At 68.2% G+C, this 15,646-nt stretch carries 20 protein-coding genes and 1 tRNA gene; 5 read left to right on the top strand and 16 right to left on the bottom strand.

What is annotated here, in order from left to right; genetic code table 11:
* The 12 genes from ACIBQ8_RS49990 to ACIBQ8_RS49935 all read right to left on the bottom strand — a co-directional run.
* On the bottom strand, positions 1–401 hold a 401-nt coding region (locus tag ACIBQ8_RS49990), incomplete at its 3' end, for a hypothetical protein (protein ID WP_397195748.1).
* A 13-nt stretch (positions 402–414) separates the two neighbouring features.
* Entirely contained in the window at positions 415–606 is a 192-nt protein-coding gene (locus ACIBQ8_RS49985) for a hypothetical protein (protein ID WP_397195747.1), read from the bottom strand.
* Positions 603–1,391 carry an E3 binding domain-containing protein gene (locus ACIBQ8_RS49980; protein ID WP_397195746.1) on the bottom strand — a complete coding sequence of 263 codons (789 nt, stop codon included), beginning with the start codon at positions 1,389–1,391 and terminating at the stop codon, positions 603–605. The genes ACIBQ8_RS49985 and ACIBQ8_RS49980 overlap by 4 nt, the downstream gene beginning before the upstream one ends.
* Positions 1,348–1,986 carry a helix-turn-helix domain-containing protein gene (locus ACIBQ8_RS49975; protein WP_397195745.1) on the bottom strand — a complete coding sequence of 213 codons (639 nt, stop codon included), beginning with the start codon at positions 1,984–1,986 and terminating at the stop codon, positions 1,348–1,350. Before ACIBQ8_RS49975 ends, ACIBQ8_RS49980 begins: the two co-directional genes overlap by 44 nt.
* A complete protein-coding gene (locus ACIBQ8_RS49970; RefSeq protein ID WP_397195744.1) occupies positions 1,961–2,239 on the bottom strand; it encodes a hypothetical protein in 279 nt (92 codons plus the stop codon). Before ACIBQ8_RS49970 ends, ACIBQ8_RS49975 begins: the two co-directional genes overlap by 26 nt.
* Complete coding sequence (locus ACIBQ8_RS49965; protein ID WP_397195743.1) at positions 2,236–2,964, bottom strand: hypothetical protein; 729 nt, start codon at positions 2,962–2,964, stop codon at positions 2,236–2,238. Before ACIBQ8_RS49965 ends, ACIBQ8_RS49970 begins: the two co-directional genes overlap by 4 nt.
* The gene (locus ACIBQ8_RS49960; RefSeq protein ID WP_397195742.1) at positions 2,951–3,238 is read right to left on the bottom strand and encodes a hypothetical protein; all 288 of its coding nucleotides are present in this window, start codon (positions 3,236–3,238) and stop codon (positions 2,951–2,953) included. The genes ACIBQ8_RS49965 and ACIBQ8_RS49960 overlap by 14 nt, the downstream gene beginning before the upstream one ends.
* 17 nt (positions 3,239–3,255) lie before the next feature.
* Complete coding sequence (locus tag ACIBQ8_RS49955; protein ID WP_397195741.1) at positions 3,256–4,233, bottom strand: hypothetical protein; 978 nt, start codon at positions 4,231–4,233, stop codon at positions 3,256–3,258.
* Positions 4,230–4,499 carry a hypothetical protein gene (locus ACIBQ8_RS49950; protein WP_397195740.1) on the bottom strand — a complete coding sequence of 90 codons (270 nt, stop codon included), beginning with the start codon at positions 4,497–4,499 and terminating at the stop codon, positions 4,230–4,232. Before ACIBQ8_RS49950 ends, ACIBQ8_RS49955 begins: the two co-directional genes overlap by 4 nt.
* A gap of 453 nt (positions 4,500–4,952) precedes the next feature.
* Positions 4,953–6,734 carry a YfjI family protein gene (locus ACIBQ8_RS49945; RefSeq protein WP_397195739.1) on the bottom strand — a complete coding sequence of 594 codons (1,782 nt, stop codon included), beginning with the start codon at positions 6,732–6,734 and terminating at the stop codon, positions 4,953–4,955.
* 373 nt (positions 6,735–7,107) lie between these two features.
* Positions 7,108–7,518 carry a hypothetical protein gene (locus ACIBQ8_RS49940; RefSeq protein WP_397195738.1) on the bottom strand — a complete coding sequence of 137 codons (411 nt, stop codon included), beginning with the start codon at positions 7,516–7,518 and terminating at the stop codon, positions 7,108–7,110.
* Between the two features lie 416 nt (positions 7,519–7,934).
* On the bottom strand, positions 7,935–8,183 hold the full coding sequence (locus ACIBQ8_RS49935; protein ID WP_397195737.1) for a helix-turn-helix domain-containing protein: 249 nt from the start codon (positions 8,181–8,183) through the stop codon (positions 7,935–7,937).
* Between the two features lie 184 nt (positions 8,184–8,367).
* On the opposite strand from ACIBQ8_RS49935, the gene ACIBQ8_RS49930 reads away from it, so the two are divergent.
* Together ACIBQ8_RS49930 and ACIBQ8_RS49925 are read left to right on the top strand one after the other, a co-directional pair.
* Entirely contained in the window at positions 8,368–9,417 is a 1,050-nt protein-coding gene (locus ACIBQ8_RS49930) for a helix-turn-helix domain-containing protein (protein WP_397195736.1), read from the top strand.
* 128 nt (positions 9,418–9,545) lie between these two features.
* Complete coding sequence (locus ACIBQ8_RS49925; RefSeq protein ID WP_397195735.1) at positions 9,546–11,051, top strand: tyrosine-type recombinase/integrase; 1,506 nt, start codon at positions 9,546–9,548, stop codon at positions 11,049–11,051.
* 9 nt (positions 11,052–11,060) lie between these two features.
* Here the strand turns inward: ACIBQ8_RS49925 and ACIBQ8_RS49920 are convergent.
* Positions 11,061–11,134 (bottom strand) — tRNA-Ile (locus tag ACIBQ8_RS49920).
* A 239-nt stretch (positions 11,135–11,373) separates the two neighbouring features.
* Between ACIBQ8_RS49920 and ACIBQ8_RS49915 the strand changes: the two genes are divergently transcribed.
* Positions 11,374–11,901 carry a histidine phosphatase family protein gene (locus tag ACIBQ8_RS49915; RefSeq protein ID WP_397195734.1) on the top strand — a complete coding sequence of 176 codons (528 nt, stop codon included), beginning with the start codon at positions 11,374–11,376 and terminating at the stop codon, positions 11,899–11,901.
* A gap of 233 nt (positions 11,902–12,134) precedes the next feature.
* Here ACIBQ8_RS49915 and ACIBQ8_RS49910 read toward each other — a convergent pair whose 3' ends face one another.
* Positions 12,135–13,067, bottom strand: a complete 933-nt coding sequence (locus ACIBQ8_RS49910) for a LysR family transcriptional regulator (RefSeq protein ID WP_352353612.1) — start codon at positions 13,065–13,067, stop codon at positions 12,135–12,137.
* A gap of 96 nt (positions 13,068–13,163) precedes the next feature.
* Here ACIBQ8_RS49910 and ACIBQ8_RS49905 point away from each other — a divergent pair, with 96 nt between their 5' ends.
* Together ACIBQ8_RS49905 and ACIBQ8_RS49900 are read left to right on the top strand one after the other, a co-directional pair.
* Positions 13,164–13,388 carry a DUF6158 family protein gene (locus ACIBQ8_RS49905; RefSeq protein WP_397195733.1) on the top strand — a complete coding sequence of 75 codons (225 nt, stop codon included), beginning with the start codon at positions 13,164–13,166 and terminating at the stop codon, positions 13,386–13,388.
* On the top strand, positions 13,388–13,627 hold the full coding sequence (locus ACIBQ8_RS49900; protein ID WP_397170940.1) for a hypothetical protein: 240 nt from the start codon (positions 13,388–13,390) through the stop codon (positions 13,625–13,627). The genes ACIBQ8_RS49905 and ACIBQ8_RS49900 overlap by 1 nt, the downstream gene beginning before the upstream one ends.
* 88 nt (positions 13,628–13,715) lie before the next feature.
* On the opposite strand, the gene ACIBQ8_RS49895 is transcribed toward ACIBQ8_RS49900, so the two are convergent.
* Together ACIBQ8_RS49895 and ACIBQ8_RS49890 are read right to left on the bottom strand one after the other, a co-directional pair.
* The gene (locus ACIBQ8_RS49895; protein ID WP_352353608.1) at positions 13,716–13,883 is read right to left on the bottom strand and encodes a hypothetical protein; all 168 of its coding nucleotides are present in this window, start codon (positions 13,881–13,883) and stop codon (positions 13,716–13,718) included.
* Positions 13,880–15,511 carry a sodium:solute symporter family protein gene (locus ACIBQ8_RS49890; protein ID WP_397170941.1) on the bottom strand — a complete coding sequence of 544 codons (1,632 nt, stop codon included), beginning with the start codon at positions 15,509–15,511 and terminating at the stop codon, positions 13,880–13,882. Before ACIBQ8_RS49890 ends, ACIBQ8_RS49895 begins: the two co-directional genes overlap by 4 nt.
* Positions 15,512–15,646 lie beyond the last annotated feature (135 nt).

Here is a 15,646-nt window from a genome sequence, read left to right as displayed (position 1 = left end):
GGCGTGATCAGGTCGAAGACTCGGCCTGCGACGTCTCCGATGCCGCGCAGCTTGTCGCCGAACCCGTCGTTGGCGCCGTCCCCGGCCGCTTCCCCAAGTCGGCGACCTTCGGCCTCGAACCGGGGGCGCTGGGTGCGGAGCCGGCCGGACGAGTCGTTGAGCTTCGGGCCGAACCCGTCGTTGAAGCCGTCGCCGGCGGCGTCGCCGAGGCCGCGGCCTTCGACGACGAACCGGCCGCGGGAGTCGCGCAGCCGGCCAGCCGCGTCGCGGGAGAAGTTCTTGCCGAACTCGTCGCCTGCTTCGCCGCCGGCCCGCCCGAATTCGTCGCGGACGTCGTCGCGGACGCGGTCGGTGTCGGCGCGGACGCGGACGAACGCTTCGGCGAGGGGGGTACCGGGCATGGACAGCCGCCGATCAGCCGTCGATCTCGGCGATGTAGCCGCCATCGAGCAGGCGGCGAATCGTCTCCGACGGCACGTCAGCAGGCAGAAGCTGGCCCTGCATCAACGTGATCAGCGTCTTCCGGCCAGGCAGCACCGTCGATACCGCCGCGGACGGGATGTTCGTCACGCAGGCAGCGACCACCTGGTAGCGGGGCGCGCTCACGCTGCATCCCCCGCCGGCGGCTGCCGGGTGAACAGGTGGTCGAAGCTGCCGTCCGCTTCAGCCGTGCGGCGGGCCTGCACCCGTGCGGCGTGCTCGTCGGCCGCGTGGTCGAGCATGCGGGACCGCGCTGACGCGTTCGCCTGCGCGTGCGCATCGCGTAGCCAGCCGTCCACGCGCTCCTGGTAGGCGCGGTTGCCAGGGTGAAGGTCTGCCCGGTCGGCCTGCGCGGCGATGTCACCGTCCGCGGCGGCATAGGCGGCCAGCAGCTCGAGCGCTTCCTGCCTGGACTCGACGGCGGCCAGCGCGTGCCGGGCAAACCACGGCACCTTGGCGAGCTCTTGCGGGTCGATCCCCGAGGCGGTGAACGGCGGAAGGTCGCCGCCAGAGAACAGCGTGGGCGGCGACTTCTTCGCCTCGCCGGCGATCTGCTGGACGCCCGCCTGCTGCCGCGCCTGGTCGACGAGCGGGTTCGCGGCGTACACCCGCGGGTCTGCGCCGCGCGGCGGCGTCCAGGACGGTTTCCGCGGCGCGGCCGTCGGCGCCGCCTTCGCCTGAGGGGCCGGCTGGGCGGCGGGCGTCTGGCCGGCGCGCATCTGCGCGAAGCGGCGGGCCCGCTCCCGGATCACCGCGTGGGCGTCGAGCACGTCCTTCCGGGTGACCTGGCCGCCCGGACCGGTCCCGGCGACCCTGGCCAGGACTACCGTCAGGCTGGCGGCCAGCTGCTTGACAGCTGGCGATGGTTCAGGCGGACTCGCGTTGCCGTTCGGTCCGGATTCCTGGGTCACTGGGGACGCCTGCCTCTCGAGAGGCGCGCAGGTGCGCGAACTCCTCGAGGTCGACCCAGTCGATGAACCACCGACCGCTGAACTTCGCGGCCGGCAGCGCACCCCGGCTGCACAGGTCCCGCACTCCGCGGGGTGTGATGCCGAGGTGCGCCGCGGCGGTGCCGACATCCGCGGGAGGACGAGGGCCTAATCCCGACTCCCGGGAGTCGGCCGCAGGGCCAACCTCCCAACGCCCCGAGAGTGCGCGTATGCCCCGTTTAGGCACTTCCGTCTCCGGAAGCGCGGAAGCCTCCACGGCCACGACCAGCAGCTTTATCAACTCGCGTACTTCCGCGGGCAGGCCGATGCCGTCCCGGCGGTTCGCCTGCACAGCGACCGTGAGCGCGCTCCTGCAATGCCGCGCAGCCGGCGGCGACAACACCACCCAGCCGTTCGGCAGCGCAAGCCCGACGCCGGCGGCCTGAAAGCCCTGCAGACGCGAGAACGCAGCATTCCGAGACTCCCAGGCCGCACCGCCCGCTCCTAGGCCGTCCACGGCCGCCACAGGCGTTGCGCCCGGTCGGCGGCGGTCACTCGGGACGGGCGGCACGGCCATCGCCGCCCTCCAAGCTCAGCAGATGCTCCAGGCTCAACTGCTGAATCCACCGCTGCACATCCGCCGGCGGCATCGCCCGCACCGCGTTCCACGCCAAGCAGGCCGCCACCCTGCGAACGTCCGCGGCGTCAAGGTCGCCCAGCGCGTTGCGGATCGCAGCAAGAGCCGTGTCCGGGGTCGCGGTGCCAGCGGCCAGCTCGAGCGCGAACACCGCCTGGTCGAGCACCTGCGAACGCGACAACCGGCCCGTCATGCCACACCGCCCGGCGCGATGGCCGCGATCTGCGCGGGCACGATCGTGTTCATCCACTCCGGCCACGCCTGCTGAATCGCGTGCGCCCGCGGGTCGTCGCCGAGCACGCCCAGCACCCGGTCCAGATGCGCGTCGAGCGATCCCCGGATCACGTCGGCGAGCATCTGCCCGTACTGCTCAGCAATCCGCACCTGCTGCTCTGCGATCCCCATGTCGTGCGCGACCTTGGCGTACTTGACCACCCGGTCACGCTCCAGCCCCTCCAGAACGGTCAACGCTCGAGGGGCCTCGCCCGACACGAAGATGCCGATGTCCTTGGCTGCCGCCCGCGTGTGCCCGACCAGGCCGCGGCCTGGGCCGAGCTCGGGATGCTCGCCACCCGGCCCGCCGCCGTCTTCGTCGGCCGCCGCCTGCGCCTGGGTGAACTGCTGGCGCAGCAACTGGCCCAGCAGCTCGGCGCGCAGCCATGACAGCTGCAGCATGCCGAGCACCGCGTCTGTGGAAGACACGAGCTGTTCGCCGGTCCACGCCGCCCACGCCGTCATCGCCTCGCCCTTGGCCTTGGCCAGGTCGACGTTCTCGCCGGCGTGCATCCTGCAACGGTCGATGCCGGCGATGGCGATGCCGTGACAGACGGGCGCCGTCTTGGTGCGCTTGGAGCACTCCCAGCGCTGGTGCTGCTCGCACCAGATGGCGCCGCCACGCATGGGGTCAAGCTGACGCATGGGGCCCTCCGTCGTCAGAGTCGTCCTGCTGGTCGGCGAGCCGGTCGAGGGTGGCGGGGAGGAGGCCGGCGTATCCGTGGCTGAGGAGGTCGCGTTTGAGGGTGTTGGCGGCGCGGCGGATCCAGAGTTCGGGGAACTCTTCGTCGGGGTTGTTGGCGAGTCGGTTGAGTTCGGCGGCGAGTTGTTCGGGGGTGATGCCGCAGAGGAGGGCGAGGCCGTTGATGGTGGGGACTGCTGTGCCGTCGTGGACGGTGTATGGGGGTTCGTGACTCATGTGGGGGGCTCCAGGCGTCATGCGCAGGTGCAGTTTCGGCAGTTGGGCAGCTTGGCGAGTAGCCGCTGATAGACGACGTCGTATGCCTCGCTGGTGCGGAGCATTTCCTCGTAGGGGTTGGTGGCCGGTCTGCGGAGCTGTTCCTCGGTGCCGTCGAGGTGGGGGCGGAGGTCGAGGGGTTTCCAGGTGGTGCCTGGTTCTCTGGCTTCGTCGATGGGGTAGCCGCGCGTCCATCCGACGAGTTCGCCGATGAACGGCTTCAGGTGTGTGTGGAAGAAGTCGTTGGCGCACCAGCGGGTGTCGCTGGCGGGGATGCCGCGGATGGCGTGGTCGGTGAGGGAGTCGAGGGCGGCGATGAGGGGTTCGGTTGTGGCGATGGTGTCCCAGGTTGGGGGGATGGCGTTGGTCATGAAGGTCTCCTTGTTGGGGGCGCCTCCATGGGTTGGGGCCATGGGGGCGGTTCCATGGGTCGGGCGGGGTTCGGCGTTCTGGCGGGCGCGATCGGGAGGCTGTAGTCGGTTCCGGAGTCGCTCGCCTGCTTTGGTGAAGGGGCCGGCGAGTTGGATGCCGGGCCAGTGCCGGTTCATGTGCGCCCAGGTGTGGTCGATGAGCCCGCGTCCGCGCTCGTATGGGTGTACGTACACCCATGTGGCGGCGGGGCCGTCCCGGTAGTCGCGGGTGTTGACGCCGATTGCCCCGGCGATGAGTTCGGCGCGGCCGACGCAGTGTTCCCCGGACGGGATGAGGACGACGGTGACGTGGCTGCCGGGCGGGTGTTCGGCGTTGTAGCCGACGCCCATCCCGGTCTCGTAGTCGAACTGGCGGCAGAGCTGTTCTGCCGCCCGGCGCAGCCTGATCGGCGAGGCGGGGGTGACGTGCAGGTATCGGCCTGTTGTCCGGGTGTGCCGGTCGTAGAGGGCGTCTGGCAGGTAGGGGAAGCGGATGAGGTGCCGGCTGAGGTACCACATCGCGTCGGGGTCGATGTTGCGGCTCATGCCGGCAGCACATCGACGTCGAACATGGCGTGCGGGTTGTCGAGGAACTGTCCCAGGACTCGCAGGACGCCGCGGCACAGGAAGACAGGTTCGACGGTGGTGTAGGGCTCGCCATCCTCGTGGATGTCGCAGACGACTGCCCATGCGACGACGGGGTGGTCGCCGACGATGCCGGGGCAAGGATCGCCGTCGAGTTGTTCGATGTGGACCTTGTACGGCTCGGCCGGGGTGGCGAGGGCGGTGACGCTACCGGGTGCGAGGTTCATGACGTTCCCCTGTCGATGTCGAGGGTTGGCCTTACACGTTCCGTAACCAACGAAGATCACTTGGGATGTTTGGGATGTTTGGGATGCCAGTAGTTCTGAATCCGCGACAGCATGACTGTGTGGTGAGAAGAAAGGTAAGAATGATATACAGAGAGTAGTTTGATCTTGTATATATATACCTAGCCAAACGAGGCATCCATCCCCCATCGAGCAGGGACACTTGGGATGTCCGACCCCACACTTGGGATGTCGAGGGGGACACTTGGGATGTCACAATCGGTGACCGTGTGGCCGGGGCGGGGAATCCGGAAACGCGTTCCCGCACACGCCCCCATGCCAAACATCCCAAGTATCCCAAGTGTCTCCATCGCCGCAGGTCAGAGACGCCGTAGCACTTGGGATGCCGCCGACCTGGACATCCCAAACATCCCAAGCGTCTTGCTCCGGACGCGGTCACTGTCCGTCCCTCAAAACTTGCGGATGCACCACGAACAGGCCGTCCGGCCGCTGCCGCCCAGCCGCATCCTGCCGCTGAACACTCGCCAGCCAGCCCGCACGCGCCAGCTCGGCGACTGCCTTTCGTACCCCGTCAGCGCCCGTCAACTGCACCCAGCGGCGGCCCTTCATCCCCTTGGCCACGTCGGAGACCGTGAACTCGGCCAACCCCTTCCTGCGCAACCAGCCGAGCACCTCGCGCGCTTCCACGTTGAGCCTGCTCGCGCTCACCCCCGTTCCGCCGGCCAGCAGGTTCAACGTGTGCGGGATGGCGTAGTCGACGATGTCGAGGGCGTTCGCCATCGACTCAACCGAAATGAGCGTCTTATGGCTGTGCCCGGCCGCCAGGTGCAGCAGCCCACTGATCCGGTACGCCATGCCCCCCGAGCGTCCAATCCACCCCTTGATAGCGGCCAGGTCTCCGCTGTCAGCATCGAGACGCGGCTCAATCGCTGACCGCCACGTGAAGTGCAGATCTTCAGCTTCCGGGCCAACCACCAGCGGCACGGGCGGGACGGGTTCGCCGTTCTCGTCGTGCAACTTCTCATCCGGTCGGACCGCACGGAAGGCCGCGTCAACGGAGTCGTACCAGTGGCGAATCAGGTCGGGGTCCACGTGCGGCGGCTTCTGGTCGCGACTTCCCGCCATCGACGGCGGCGCGGCCAGAAGGAACCGATTGAACAGGCCGCGCTCGACAGCCACCGGCAGCACGACGGCTTCGCGGATGACGACCGGCTGAACGCTCAACGCCAGGGCCAAGCTGGGCCGTTCGATCTCAAAGTTGCCGCGGGTGACGCGCCGATTCCGGTAGGGCTCGGACGCGTCGCAGGCGATCAGCACCAAATCCAGCGTGGGCTTGCCGCCGTTGTACCGGCCCAGGATGTTGCCAAGAAACGGGCCCTCGCTGGAGATGATCCCGACGTGGTTGCTGTGCTCGTGCATCATCTGGCCGAGCCCTTCGGCCAGGACGTCACCAGCGAGCAGTACAGGCTCAGGCGGGCCGGCGAGTTCCCGGATGGTCTCTTTGGCGGCGTCGAGTTCCGCGCGCAGCCTGGCGCGTTTGGCAGGATCGCCGGGTTCGGCCAGCTTTGCAATGAGGCGGTCGCGCACCTTGATGGCGATTTCGAGGTCCTCGGCGCTGTCGCCGTACCTGGCTTTCCAGACGGAGCGCAGCCGAGATTCCAGCCGGTAGACGGCGGGCGCGACCAGGTCGAACGCTCGGCTCTTGCCGTCGCCTGAGTCGGCCACGGACACCGCGAAGAGGTTGAGCGTCTTCTCCGTCCACTGGCCGGTCACGGTGGCGAATCCGCCGACCGCGACGGACAGGCAGCCGAGAATGGCCAGTCCTGCGATGTCGACGGGGGTTTGCGTGTAGGTGGCCACCGCGCGAGCGAACTCGCCGAGACGACCGGGCAGCGCGTGCGTGGGGAAGGCGGGGAGTGGCCGGTCGTAGTCCGACCCTGGCGAGCTCCAGGCAAGTCCGGAGAGCAGCGCGGGGCTGGGAAACACGCCCTTGATGAGGTCGGCGTCGCGAGCATCGCCCATGATGCGACGGACGTCCTCGTCGAAACCGTTGTGAACGCCAGGCGGCCAGCATTCACAGTCCTGCTCGTGGCACACCGTACAGCGCCGTTCATCGTGGACGCGGCCGTTCGCCTCCTGTGTACGCGGAAAGACGTCTTTCAGGAAGTTTTGGGCAGCGTCCGAGAGGTGCTGCGGTTCGGGGTCGTGCGTGGTCACGCGCTCCTCCGAACCGGGCGGCCGGAGTCCCAGTCGACGGCGCCGCCTTCGTACTCGCTGCCGTGCCGGGACAGGCGTGCCACGTACGCAGCACCGCCTGGATCGGCCCGTCTGCGCTGCAGTTCCTCGTGGCTTGTGGCGGTAGCCGCGCCGAGCCGTTTCACAGGAGCCCAGATGGCCGCCCACTCGCGGGCCATCTCCTCGTGAGCGTGCCCGTAACCGACCTCCCAGCCGGCACGGTGCCCCTCGATGTAGCCGCGCCGATAGGCGTCGTCCTCACGCCGCTGCTGCGTCTCGTACGAGTGCAGGAGTTGAGCGGCGGCAGACGCCAGCCATGCCGGGATCTCTACCTTTGTGCGGCTGCCGCTCCCGCTCATGCCCACCTCACGAAGGGGATGCCGTGCTTCGCGCCGAGCGCGGTCATGTTCTCGTCGGTGGCGGGGCAGTCGCCGATGTGCCGCAGCTCGGCGACGTTCGGCCGGACCCACCGCACCATGCCGCCGCAATCACAGGTGCAGGTGAGGGTGGCTCGCCGGCGCCGGTCGACGACCTGCTTGAGTTCGTCGGGGAACTCATCGAGCAGCGGCGGTAGTACGCACATGAGCGGCCCCACCGACCAGACCTCGTCCTTGGTGGCCAGCACGGCGACGAGTTCGGGGGTGGCCTGCCGGGCTTCGGCGAGGGTGCGTTCGATGCGCATGCGGTCCGCGGTGGCGGCGTACGTTCGGGCGGCGCGTACGCGGTCGTAGTGGCGTCGCTGCTGCTTGCGTGCCTTACTGCTCATTCCGCACCTGCCAGGAGAGTTGTCGTCGAGGGGGAAGGGTGCGGTTCGGGCACGATGTTGTACGGCCCTTGTCCGCAACCTGCTTTGCGCGGCCCGATGGCGGGCCCTTCTGTGCTGCCGCGGTGCACGTGGGCGCCGCGGCAGTAGAAGCAGCGTTCGACAACGCTCAGCCACCTGGTGCGGCGGGATGCCGGCGGGTACGAGACCGCGATGACGGCGACCCCTGCAAGAGGTACCTTGGTGGTGGTGTTGTCGTTGACGCTGAGGGGCGTTTCAACGTTGGGGCGGCGTTCCGGGGTGATGGCCGGGACGCCGCTCTCATATCTGGGCGGAGATAGCGCTGACGTGGTCATATGTCTGGTTCCATGTCTCTGCCTGGTCGCTCTGGTTGCCCAGCCAGCGCGACATTGTCGTGATCAGGAAGCGGCCGGGACTTGCTCGCTCGCCTGAGGTGCGGGGTGGAGACCGAGGCTGCGCAGGAGATCCGCCTTGGGGACGCGGTACTGGTTACCGACCCGCCTCACAGCGCATGGGAACTCACCCCTGCGGGCCAGTTCGTGTGCGGTAGTACGACCGAGTCCCCAAGCAAGACCTGCGGTGACCAGGTCAACGGCGGCGGGAAGCGCGAGGAGCTGTTCAGTGGTCAGGGCCTTGGTCTTTGCCATCTGGCATGCCTTCCGTAAGGGGAGAGACCTCTCAACCATCAGATGCCTGTCGAACGGTGTCAGACACGAACATCCGTATCGGATGAAATCCGATCTACTTCAGGATGGCATGTCGTAGCCTGGACTCGCAAATAAATCCACGGGTAATCTTCAATCCGATACGGATGACGATGAGGGATGACAAGTGGATGCCAGCGAGTTCGAGCGTGACGCCAGGCCATCAGTCGCTCAGGCGGGCGGCGAGTTGCCCTCCCAGGCGAATGCCATGAGCGAGGAGAACGTCGCGCTGCGGCTCGCGTGGGAGATGCGCCGTCGAGGCTGGTCACAAGACCGGATGGCGCAGGAGATGACGAAGGCCGGGTGCCCTACGCACCAGTCCGCCATCTCGAAGATCGTGAATCCGAAGCCCGGAGTCCCTCGTCGCTCCATCAGCGTGGCCGAGATGATCGCCATGTCCGCCGTGTTCAACGTGCCCCTACAAGAGCTTCCCCTGCCGCGCGAGGCAGCCGAAGGGCACGAACTGAACGAGACAGCAAGCCGGCTCATCGGCGACGGGCTCGAGATCGATGAGCAGCTCTCCGAATTCCTCCTGGACTGGCGTCGGCTCCTTCACCGGCTCGGTAACGACGAGGACCGCGACGCTTACATCAAGTACCGTGCGCCGCGCATGCCGGCCGAGGTGATCCAGGGCAACGTGGCTGCGTGGCGCGACCTGAAGCTGTGGAAGAACGTCGCGGCCGGCTACCTCGTGCTGCGTAACGCCGTGGCACAGCTGGGCGCCCACGACAACCCGAACAGTCCGGTGATGGAGGTGGGGAGGTCCACGAGGCAACTGGAGGCGCTTCTACAGCTGCTCTACCTCTTCGAGACCAGACTGCCGAACCTGCACCCCAAGGGTGCGGTGCACGCGATCGAGTCGCGTATCGCCGACCTGCTCGAAGCGGAGATTCTCGACGACGCGATCGCCGTGGTCGACGGCTACCTCCGAGGCGAGAAGGAGCCGACGAAGCACGTGGTGGAGGCGATAGAGCGCCGCCTCCGCAAGATTGCCCTGCGCGAGGCGAAGACGCCGCTGGAGTCGCTGCACTCCCTGGCAGCCAAGATCGGTCTCGTGTGGAAGGAGGGTGATTCCAGAGAGGATCTGGCGGCGTCCCTCATGGTGAGCGTGGAGGACGTCAACGAGGCGTTCCGGAAGATCCAGATACCACGGAGAGGGAGGCCAGCCGAGCAATGACCGGGAACGGGTTCAAACGCTGTAAGTGCCGAGAGGATGGCCGCGAGCTGGGCGCCAGGTGCCCGAAGCTGCGCCGCGCGAACGGGTCATGGAACCCGAACCACGGCAGATGGTACGGCAAGGAGGAGGTGCCAGCGGGGCCGGACGGGAAGCGCATCTATCTGCGCCTCGGCGGGTTCGACACGGAGGCCGACCTCATCGAGCGTTATCAACAGGCCAGCCGTCTGCTCGATATCCCGGACGCCGGCCCGGACGGTCACCAGGCGCGGATGGAAATCCTGGAGATGATCCGCGCAGCCCACAAGAAGCAGGCACCCCTTCCAGATTACGAGGACCTGCATCGTAAGTTCCGAGCCGGCCAGCCGCTCCAGGCGATGAAGTTCGGCGACTATTGGGCGACATGGGTAGCCCGCCGGCAGCGGCTCAAAGACATTCGCAAGTCGACCCTCATGAGCTACGTCTCTCACCACGACGTGCACTTCGGCGAGGTCCTTGACGCTGTCCGCTTGGACCGTCTGTTCGCCCCGGTCGTCGAGGCGGTGTTCGCTCGCATCGATGAAAAGAACGCCGCGCTGGCCGCCGCTCAAACGTCTGCCGATCCGGCGGTGCGCGCGTCGGTGCGCGGCCTGCGGCCGACGGGCCCGGTCACCAAGCAGCGCATCCTTGCCACAATCCGCACGGTTCTGTCGGCTGCACATCGGGAGCACCTCGTGTCGTTCAACGCGGCGAAGCTCGTGAAGCTGGATAGCGGGCAGAAAGCGAAGGGTGTGGTGTGGACACGGGCACGCGTAGAAGCGTTCACCGTCGCATACCAGCAGCGGCTCGCCGAGGAGCGAGCCGCGCCAGTTCAGCCGAAGAAGCCATTGGAGGCGTTCAAGGTGTGGTTGGCCACGCCGCGGCCGTCGCCGGTGATGGTGTGGACGCCAGCGCAGCTGGGAGCGTTCCTTGACGCCGCCGCTAACGACCGGCTGTACGGGCTGTACCACCTGATCGCGTTCCGGGGCCTGCGCCGCGGTGAAGCGTGCGGTGCCCGATGGGTGGACCTCGATCTCGACGATGGAGTGCTGGCCGTGGCCACGCAGCTCACCATGCACCGACAGGCGGTGGAGGAGGGTGCCCCGAAGACAGAGTCGTCAGATGGGGTGGTCGCTCTCGACACGGGCACGGCCGCTGTGCTGCGCGCGCACCGCAAGCGGCAGCTCGCTGAACGCCTGGAGTGGGGCGAGGCGTGGACCGACACCGGCCGTATCTTCACCCGCGAGGACGGCGCCGAAGTGAAACCGGACTGGGTCAGCGAGCACTTCGAGCGGATCGTCTTTGCCGCCGGCCTGCCGCCGATCCGGCTGCATGACCTCCGCCACGGCGCGGCCACGCTGTCGCTGGCGGCCGGGAACGACATGAAGACGACGAGTGCAATGCTGCGGCACTCGTCGCTGTCGATCACTTCGGACCTGTACACGACCGTGCTGCCGGAGTTGGCGCATTCGGCGGCCGAGGCCACGATCTCTCTGGTGCCGCGCGCGGTCGCTGTGGGGGAGGCGTCCGAAACTGACGGTCTCCCTTCGGTCTCCCACCTGGAATCTCGCCGACCCACGGATTTTGTGGGATCAAGGACGTCCCAGGTCAAGCCCTAGGAGCGTGAGTAGGGCGGGTGGGACTTGAACCCACGACCCACGGATTATGAGTCCGATGCTCTGACCGGCTGAGCTACCGCCCCTGGATTCAGTTGTGACATGCGGTGTGTGGCAGGTGGATCTTGGTGAGGCTCGCGCATGTCAAGGCTAGAGCATCGGATCCGGGAGTGCCGCACGGCCGGATGGGGACGGGGTCCCGCGGACATCATTCCATGCCGGGCAAGGTTGGTGGGGTCGTGTCGATCATATTCGGGTCTCGGTTGGGGGTTGTGTTTGCTGTGGGCGGAATGGGAGGGGTTGGGGGCAGAGGTACGGTGCCGATATGGCGATCAAGGTGGTGTACGAGACGCACTCCATCACTGTGGACAACGAGGTCGGTGTCGCCACCGGGTGGCTGCCTGGAGAGTTGTCCGAGCGGGGGCGGGAGCTGGCCGCCGAGCTCGGGGTGCGGAGGCGGGGGGTGGACGTCGTCCACTGCTCGGATCTGCGGCGGGCGGTCGAGACGGTGGAGGTGGCGTTTGGGGGTGGGAAGGAGGTCAGGCTCGACGCGCGGCTCAGGGAGTGCGACTACGGCCGTTACAACGGGCGGCCGGTGAGCGAGGTCGCGGCCCTGCGGCGGCGGCACATCGACACGCCGTGGCCGGGCGGCCAGAGCTATCGGCAGGTCGTGGCGGCGACGGCGGCGTTCCTCGACGATCTGCGGGAGGAGTGGCAGGGGGCCACGGTGCTGGTGGTGTCCCATTCGGCCAATCGGTGGGCGTTGCAGCACCTGCTGGACGGCACTCCGCTGGAGGACCTGGTGGACGCGCCGTTCGAGTGGCGGCCCGGGTGGGAGTACGAGGTGGCATAGCACCTTGGGGTTCGAGGTGGCATGGCACCTTGCCTGGAGGCGGGTGGCGGGTCAGGGTGGGGTGGGGCCCCCGGATGGTGGTGGCGGTGGGGGCCGGACATGGCTGATGCGCCGACCGCGTTCGCGATCAGCGCCGGCGGGTGGAGCTGGGTTGTCTCCCGCCGCTGGGGGTGCCGTCACGGTAACGGCGGGCCCAGGGGGCGAGGAGTTATTACTTCACTCCTATCAGGGTGTTATGGCGCGGTGCCGTACGCCGGGTTGCGTACGAGCCAATCGGAGTAGACCGGACTGCGGCGTACGGCCTCGGTGTGTGCCTGTTTGGCCTGGGCGACCACCCAGGTGGCGTCGGGGGCGGTGGGATGGCGGCCGAGGAGCTGCCGCCAGCGCAGGGGCGCGCCGGAGAGCGGGACCATGGCCAGGCCCGGCAGGGCCTGGTGGGTCGCCTGGCAGAGCACCACGGCGCGGCCCACCTGGGCGAGGTGGGTGCAGGTCGGGACGTCCGTCTCGTAGATCGTTCCGGGGGTGAAGCCGGCTCGGGCGCACGCCATGGCGAAGCAGTCGGCGAAGCAGCCGTCGCCGGGGGTGACGGCCCATTGTTCGCCGGCCAGGTCGGCCAGCTCCACCTCCTTCTCCTTGGCGAGCGGATGGTCCTCGCCGACGAGGGCGAAGACCGGGTCGACGCTGATCGTCTCCCACAGGAGCGTTCCTGTGGGGGTGCCGGAGTCGCCGCAGGCGCCGGTCAGCACGTAGTCGAGGCGGCCGAGCTCGACCATGTTGATCAGCTCGTGCGTTGACCACGACGTGAACGTGGTGACCGTGCGCTCCGCGGCCAGCCGGTCGACCAGGCCGCCGAGTATCGGGCCGTTGGTGGCGCCGATGCGGAAGCCGGGGGAGGGAGTGTGGGCGAATCGTACGGCCTCGTCCTGCAATTCCTTGGCCGCGGGGAGCAGCACGCGCGCCCGGGCGAGCACCAACTCGCCGAGCCGCGTGGGGCGCGCCCCGTGGCGGTCACGTTCGAACAGGGCGCCGCCGAGCACCCTCTCGATCCGTTTGAGCTGGGCGGTGAGGGCCGGCTGTGCCAGCCCGAGCAGGGACGCGGCCTTGCTCACACTTCCCGCGTCCGCTACCGCGCGGACGATCCTGAGGTGCCTGAGCTCGAGGTCCATACCGGGAAGGTAAGGCGACGAATCGCTCCCAAACAATGGCTATATGTCAGGAATTGTGACAGATATTGTCGGGGGTGTCTGGGGTAGGGGGAACCCATGACGACGATGGGAATAGATCCGGCCCAGCTCAGCGACGAGGATGTGGTACGCGAGCTGCGGCAACTCCATGCCACTCGTAGTGACACATTCTTCCATGGATCAGACGATGCTCTGGCACGTCACACTTCCCGTACCCATGAGCTAGAGGCGGAATACCTTCGCAGGTTCCCCGACCGCGAGGTCGATCCGGCCAGGCTGAGGGAGGGGGCGAGGCAACGTTGATGTCCGAGGGGCATGACGTGCAGGAGCTGTCGGACGTCGACATCCACGTCTACGAGGCGGTGGCCTCGCAGGTGGTCGGGTCCGGCGGCGTGGCCGGCCTGGAGGCGGTGATCCGGGCGACCGGCCTGGAGGACGACGAGGTGCGCGACAGCCTGGCCGTCCTCGCGGGCCGGGGGTACGTCGTCCCGCGGGGCGACGGGTACGGCCTCGGCCCCCACACCTTCGAGGTCGAGTACTGAACGGACGCGCAGCCCTCCGGACGGATGGGGAGCCCGCAGGCCGGGCGTACGGCCTGCGGGCCCCGCGGGTACGGCGAATGCGGTGCGGTCAGGGCTTGAGGGGGCGGAGGCGGGCCCACAGGACGAAGGCGGCGCCGAAGACGGCCATCGGCAGGCCCGTCCACAGGTTCACCGCGTCCCCCAGCAGGCCGGCCACGACGAGGATCACGCCGTACAGCAGGAACAGCCCGCCGATCACCATCCGGATGTCGCTCACAGGATCACTCCGTACAACAGGGCGGCCAGGATCACGGCGCCGGTGCCGAGCAGCACCGGCGAGCGGTACCAGCGTGTGTCGCCGGCGAGGGCGTCGTCCTCCAGGTCCGCGGCGCTCAGGCCGTACACCAGGCCGCGCAGCTCCCGCTCCGGCTTGGGCGTGGTGACGAGCGTGACGATCACCGACACCAGCACGTCCACGGCGAAGGCGATGCCCGCGCCCCAGAAGCTGGCGTTCAGCTCGGTGCCGAAGTCCACCACGCCGGCCTTGTAGGCGAAGTACGACGCGAAGGCGCTCAGCGTCCCCGCCAGCAGCCCCCAGAAGCCGGCCCACGGCGTCATCCGCCGCCAGAACAGCCCGACGACGAACGTCGCGAACAGCGGCGCGTTGAAGAAGCTGAACAGCGCCTGAAGGTAGTTCATGATGTTGGAGTAGCCGGCCGCGATGAACGCCGTGCCCACGCCGAGCGCCACGCCGGCGACGGTGGCGACGCGCCCGACGTTCAGGTAGTGGCGGTCCGGCCGGTCGGGCCGTACGTGCGCCTGCCAGATGTCGTTGGTGAACACCGTGTTGAAGCCGCTGATGTTGGCCGCCATCCCCGCCATGAACGAGGCCAGCAGCCCGGTCACCGCGACGCCGAGCACGCCGTTCGGCAGCAGGTCGCGCATGAGCAGGGGGATCGCGTCGTTGTAGTCCCGGCCCTTGCCCAGGTCGCCGAAGAGCACCAGCGCGATCATCCCCGGCAGCACCGTGACCAGCGGGATCAACAGCTTGGGGAAGGCGGCGATGATCGGCGTCATGCGGGCCGCGTTGGTGTTCCTGGCCGACAGGGCGCGCTGCACCTCGGCGAAGTTCGTCGTCCAGTAGCCGAAGGAGAGCACGAAGCCCAGCCCGAAGACGATCCCGATCCAGTGGGCCTGCATCGGGTTGGAGCCGTCGGTCCCGGCCCAGGTGTGCAGGCCGCCCTCGCCGAGCGCGCTCTGCCGTACCTTGTCGAACAGCCCGGCCACGCCGCCGACCTTGACCAGGCCGAGCACGGTCAGCGGGATCAGCCCGGCGAGGATCACGAAGAACTGCAGCACCTCGTTGTAGATGGCCGAGGACAGGCCGCCGAGCGTGATGTAGGAGAGCACGATCAGCGCCGAGACCACCACCGACACCGGCAGCGGCCAGCCCAGCAGGGCCTCCATGACCAGGGCCAGCGCGTACAGGTTCACCCCGGCGATGAGGATCTGCGCGACCGCGAACATGAGCGCGTTCAGCAGCTGGGTGGCGCCGTTGAAGCGCCTGCGCAGGAACTCCGGGACGCTGCGCACCTTCGAGCGGTAGTAGAAGGGCATCATCACGATGCCGAGGAACACCATCGCGGGGACGGCGCCGATCCAGTAGTAGTGCACGGTCATCGCGCCGTACTGGGCGCCGTTGGCCGCCATGCCGAGGATCTCGATCGCGCCCAGGTTGGCCGACACGAACGCCAGCCCGGTGATCCAGGCGGGCAGTCCGCGGCCCGCGAGGAAGAAGTCGAGGCTGGAGCTGATCCGGCGGCGGGCGGCGATCCCGATGGCGAGCACGGTGGCGAAGTAGACCGCGATGAGCAGGTAGTCGAGGAGGTTGACGTCTAATCGCACAACCGGCCCGCTACCCGGAAAACCCCGCTATAGCCGCACACGCGGGTGGGGTGCGGCCCCGGACCGGATCGTGATGGGGGTGGGGTGGTGCAGGCGGTGTGGAGTGCTCGCTGTGGTCGGGGGTGCGGTGCTCGC

This window comes from Nonomuraea sp. NPDC049646 (assembly GCF_044465525.1).
Taxonomy (GTDB): Bacteria; Actinomycetota; Actinomycetes; order Streptosporangiales; family Streptosporangiaceae; genus Nonomuraea.
Note: the sequence above shows the minus strand (reverse complement) of the source record. Positions and strands in the feature narration are given on the sequence as shown.

Bases quoted from the DNA above. Each gene is read 5' to 3' on its own strand.
- ACIBQ8_RS49975 (WP_397195745.1), bottom strand. From the start codon at position 1,986: ATGGCCGTGCCGCCCGTCCCGAGTGACCGCCGCCGACCGGGCGCAACG.
- ACIBQ8_RS49970 (WP_397195744.1), bottom strand. From the start codon at position 2,239: ATGACGGGCCGGTTGTCGCGTTCGCAGGTGCTCGACCAGGCGGTGTTC.
- ACIBQ8_RS49965 (WP_397195743.1), bottom strand. From the start codon at position 2,964: ATGCGTCAGCTTGACCCCATGCGTGGCGGCGCCATCTGGTGCGAGCAG.
- ACIBQ8_RS49960 (WP_397195742.1), bottom strand. From the start codon at position 3,238: ATGAGTCACGAACCCCCATACACCGTCCACGACGGCACAGCAGTCCCC.
- ACIBQ8_RS49955 (WP_397195741.1), bottom strand. From the start codon at position 4,233: ATGAGCCGCAACATCGACCCCGACGCGATGTGGTACCTCAGCCGGCAC.
- ACIBQ8_RS49950 (WP_397195740.1), bottom strand. From the start codon at position 4,499: ATGAACCTCGCACCCGGTAGCGTCACCGCCCTCGCCACCCCGGCCGAG.
- ACIBQ8_RS49940 (WP_397195738.1), bottom strand. From the start codon at position 7,518: ATGAGCAGTAAGGCACGCAAGCAGCAGCGACGCCACTACGACCGCGTA.
- ACIBQ8_RS49935 (WP_397195737.1), bottom strand. From the start codon at position 8,183: ATGGCAAAGACCAAGGCCCTGACCACTGAACAGCTCCTCGCGCTTCCC.
- ACIBQ8_RS49915 (WP_397195734.1), top strand. From the start codon at position 11,374: ATGGCGATCAAGGTGGTGTACGAGACGCACTCCATCACTGTGGACAAC.
- ACIBQ8_RS49910 (WP_352353612.1), bottom strand. From the start codon at position 13,067: ATGGACCTCGAGCTCAGGCACCTCAGGATCGTCCGCGCGGTAGCGGAC.
- ACIBQ8_RS49905 (WP_397195733.1), top strand. From the start codon at position 13,164: ATGACGACGATGGGAATAGATCCGGCCCAGCTCAGCGACGAGGATGTG.
- ACIBQ8_RS49900 (WP_397170940.1), top strand. From the start codon at position 13,388: ATGTCCGAGGGGCATGACGTGCAGGAGCTGTCGGACGTCGACATCCAC.